The sequence below is a fragment of the Streptomyces sp. NPDC001443 genome (genome assembly GCF_053597355.1).
The window spans coordinates 58,920-62,940 of the sequence record NZ_JBSFIA010000049.1 but is presented as its reverse complement, the minus strand read 5'-3'; the positions used below and the strand labels follow the sequence as shown (position 1 = coordinate 62,940).

Here is a 4,021-nt window from a genome sequence, read left to right as displayed (position 1 = left end):
GGTGTTCTCGAAACTCGGCGACATCACTCTCCCGTGAAACCGAGCGTTCCTGCCTCTGAGCATCAGACGTTCTTGAAACTCACCAACAAAGCCAGCGTGGTGGCCTGGATTGTCGGAACGTGGCTCCCGTGGACGAAGCAAGTACTCACCGCAACAGTGAACGGCACTGCCAAGTCGGTCACTTACGGACCGTGCTGCTCGCTGTCTCATGTGCCGGCGCAGTCAGCTGTGCAGGTCGTTGTGACAGCCGTACTCATCGCCGTGGTCTGCCTCATGGCTGTCTGCCTGCGCTCCGCCTCCACTGGGACAGGAATCCTGCTTGCGGCCTGCTTTTTGTCCGCCAGCGACGTGATGACGCTGCTGTGGAAGAAGCCCTACACCCTCGCAGAACTCGCCCCCGGCCTGGACCTTACCGAAGATCAACTGAGGCAGCTCGACGCCGTCGTCGTGCTGCATCAACTCCCGGGGGTATGGATCTCTTGTGCCGCCTCCCTGGGGCTGCTTCTCCTCACCGTGGCGCGGGGTATCCACACCGTCTCCACCACATCACGACCCACCGCAGAGCCAGGAGCCTTGCTTAACACCTGAGGCTCCGCTCCGAGTCCCCTCCGGGAAACTCGAACCCGCGGCCTTGTGTCATCTCCTTCAGTCGTTCAAGTAGCGGCCGGCAGTCCCCGAGCGCCCGGTGGTTGCCTTCGTGCAGGGGCTGAGAGGTGTATGCGCCTCAGTAGCTGCGCGAGCGGTAGGAGACGCCGGGGTCAAGGAGCGTGTTCCATGTGTTCCTCCAGTTCGATGGCGAGCGCTGGATCGGGCCGTGGCACCAGGCCGTAGTCCTCGTCGGTGTCCGCTTCGAGGCGGCATACGGCGTCGGCGAGCCGGAAGTGATCCAGTGCCCAGCTGAACACACCGCCGGTGGCGCACGCCGCGTCGCGGTCGCCGGGCCACAGCGAGGTGACCGCGGTGATCGCGGTGACGACGGCGCGGGGGGCGTAGCAGATCCCGGTGAGCGGGGTGGGCGGCCTGGTGTCGATGCGGGGGTAGAGGTCGCTTCCGGTGTGGTGGTGGAGGGTGACGGCCTGGCGGTACCAGAAGCGTGCCATGTCGTCCTCGCTGTACTGGGTGTGGTGCAGGTAGAGGCAGTAGGCGGCGGTGGCGACGCCGGCGCCTGCGGCGAACTGCCACCAGAACTGGGCGCCTTCGGAGCGGTCGGACAGGTAGAGCAGGCAGGCGAAGGTGAGTGCTCCGGCGGGCTCGATGCGGGAGCGTTCGTTGACGAGCTGGGCCATGGCCTCCACCGTGTCGGGGTCGCGTACGACCCGGCAGGACAACTCGGCCAGGGTCATGGCGGCCCGCTTGTAGACCGGGGGGGTCGCGGGGACCGGCTCCGGGCGCGGCCGGCCGGGGGCCTCGGCCTTGACGCGACGGGCGCATTCGTCCATGGCGTCGGTGGCGCGGTTCAGCGCCCGGCGTGCGATCCGGCTGAGCATGGCGGCGCTCTCGGCGTCGTCGAATTCGAAGTCGGACACCAGCAGCTGTGCCTGGCGCAGCCGGTCGTCGATGTGGTCCCGGTCGTCGCTGCGGTCCCGGTCCTCCCTGCGGGTCATGCGATCTCCTCTGCTTCTGTTTCCTTGCTGTACTGCACTCCGAGCTCGCGTGCCAGACGCCGGCGTGCGGCGTGGATGTGCGAGCGCACCGTTCCGGCCGAGACACCCATGATCTCGGCGACGGTTGTCACGTCGTAGCCCAGGACGAAGCGCATCACGACGACGTCCAGCTGCCGTTCGGGCAGGCGCGCGATGGCGGCGTACAGGCCGAGCGAGGACTCCAGCACCTCCAGCTGCCGCCGCGTGGCCATGCGTACCTTGGCGAAGGTCGCTGTCTCCACCAGGGCCGTGCTGTCGTGGCGCAGCACCAGCTGGCTGGCGAGTGTGCGGCGCAGCACCGAGTGGGCGTAGCGCTGCACGCTGGGCTGGGTGAGGACGTCGGGCCAGGTCTCCAGGAGCTGGACGAAGACCGACTCCACGGTCTCGATCGCGGCCGTGCGCTGCCCGAGGTGCAGGTAGGCGTAGCGAAGATAGGCGCGGTGGTAGCGCTGGTAGAAGGCCTGGAAGTCCAGTGGCGGGTCCGGTACCGGGCGGGTCATCGGGCCTCCTCCGCGCTGTCACCGGAGCCTGTCGGCTCGATGGTTGCGCGTCGGTCGCGGGCGATCTCAGCCGCTCCGACCCGGACCCCGGCGCCCAGGAGCCGCCGTCCGAACCATGCGATGTCCCGGCCGAAGACGCGCGCCGCGACTGCCGCTGACGTCACGTCGCCCCATCCCCAATCCATCACGGCTCCCCTTATCGGGTCGACGCCGGGTCGAAAGCCCGACGCGTGATCACTGTATGAAGTCATCCCATCGCACAGGACCCTCGAACGTTCAGTCGCTTCGTGAGACATTTCGACCAACAGGCGCACGCGTGTTCGCGCGCGCCCCCCACTTCCCCGGGCGAAGGGGTCTTCCTTCGTCCCGCCGCCCGCTGGGGCACGCGCGATGTCCTGCTGCCGACGGTCGCGACCGGGGTCGCCGGACGCAGTGACATGGGTCACGCCCGTGCATCTTGCGCGTCTAACTCCGTAGCGGTGTAGAGGCCTCGGTCCAAGCCGAGAGAGCCGGGAAATCCGCAGGCCGGGGCCATTGAATCTGGATTGCCGCGTGGAAAGTCTGGCTCTGCCAGCGGGACTTGCGCCGCTTGCCCCTGACTCCCCCACTCTTCGGCACTGTCAGATCCGCTGCCCGGGATGCAAGGGCTGGAACTGCTGCACGCCCCGCACGCGCACGTGAGCACGTGCGCGCCTGCCCTCTGAGCCCGAAGGACACCGACATGACCATCCGCCCGTCCGTGCGCCGCCGCCTCGCCCGGACCGCCCCGCCCGTCGGCGCCGGCGGCCTGGCTCTGGCCACCGCGTCCTACGCCGGCGCCTCCGTGTGGGCGGCCGCGGCATGTACTGCGGTCAGCACGCTCATCGCGATCCTCCCGCAACTGCTGCCACAGGAGTCCGAGCACCGACGCGACGTGTGGCGTGACTGGCTCCGCCACCGGGAGCGCATGACCCGTCTGCGCCTCACCGCCTCACAAACCCGGTCGCACGCCACACGAACACCAGTAGATACGGCTCGTCGACAGCAGGGCGAGGAGCACCATCGCGTGCGGCAGGACGCGGACGGCGGATACCGGGGAGTGTCGCGAAGGTGATGCTTTACGGACACCGCGTATTTCGTGGCTCCCCGCACCGGCTACTGGAAGGCATAGTCCACAGTGCGTTTCGGCCGTGGACCTTGCGTAGGGCCACCGCGACAGTCCACCCCAGCCATCTCCTGGTCGGACGTGATCACCCGGAGAGACTCGGCTGTGCCTCCTCGAACGCCGGTTTCACAGATCACTCCAGGTCTTCCCATGCCCATGGGGCAGCGACTCTCCCGCCGGGTTCTCGCCCGAACCTGAATCGCTTCTGGTGATCACCGATTTTGATGAACTCACCGAATTGCCCTGAGGCAGGCAGGCGTTCCGTCAAGATCGCCATCGGCTCATGTGCCCCAGCCTTCCGCAGGCTGTCCAGCAGCCCAGCCACGGCGGATGGGTTGCCGAGGGAGACGTGTACGGCGGCCCGTGGGGCCAAGGTCGTCAGCTGCTCCTGTGCCCCTGCCCTCCGCAGACAGACCAGCAGTGCGCCCACGGCAACATGGTCGTCGAGGGTGGCGTGTACGGCGGCCCGTTCGGCCAAGGTCTCCGCCTGCTCCTGGGCCCCAGCCTTGTGCAGACTCTCCACCAGCACGGCCACGACCAACGAGTTGTCGAGGGAGGTGCGTGCGGCAGGGTCACGGGCCAGCAGCCCGGCCACCTGATCCTGCGCCCCAGCCTCCCGCAGACTGTTCAGCAGTGCAAGTACGCCGTACGGGTCGTCGAGGGAGCCGTGTGCGGCGGGGTCACGGGCCAGCAGCCCGGCCACCTGATCCTGCGCCCCAGCCTCCCGCAGACCG

Annotated in this window: 4 protein-coding genes; 1 reads left to right on the top strand and 3 read right to left on the bottom strand. The window is 68.1% G+C overall.

Annotated elements, in window-relative coordinates; genetic code table 11:
• On the top strand, positions 1 to 588 hold a 588-nt coding region (locus tag ACWC24_RS36385), incomplete at its 5' end, for a hypothetical protein (RefSeq protein ID WP_450667190.1).
• 170 nt (positions 589 to 758) lie between these two features.
• Here ACWC24_RS36385 and ACWC24_RS36380 read toward each other — a convergent pair.
• The 3 genes from ACWC24_RS36380 to ACWC24_RS36370 form a co-directional block, all read right to left on the bottom strand.
• Positions 759 to 1,604: a hypothetical protein gene (locus ACWC24_RS36380; RefSeq protein ID WP_450667189.1), complete on the bottom strand. Its 846-nt coding sequence runs from the start codon at positions 1,602 to 1,604 to the stop codon at positions 759 to 761.
• The gene (locus tag ACWC24_RS36375; protein WP_450667188.1) at positions 1,601 to 2,143 is read right to left on the bottom strand and encodes an RNA polymerase sigma factor; all 543 of its coding nucleotides are present in this window, start codon (positions 2,141 to 2,143) and stop codon (positions 1,601 to 1,603) included. The genes ACWC24_RS36380 and ACWC24_RS36375 overlap by 4 nt, the downstream gene beginning before the upstream one ends.
• A 1,277-nt stretch (positions 2,144 to 3,420) precedes the next feature.
• The coding region (locus tag ACWC24_RS36370; protein ID WP_450667187.1) for a hypothetical protein at positions 3,421 to 4,021 on the bottom strand (601 nt) is incomplete at its 5' end.

What these genes read in the sequence shown, in the direction of transcription:
- ACWC24_RS36380 (WP_450667189.1), bottom strand. Translation starts at nt 1,604, where the DNA reads ATGACCCGCAGGGAGGACCGGGACCGCAGCGACGACCGGGACCACATC.
- ACWC24_RS36375 (WP_450667188.1), bottom strand. Translation starts at nt 2,143, where the DNA reads ATGACCCGCCCGGTACCGGACCCGCCACTGGACTTCCAGGCCTTCTAC.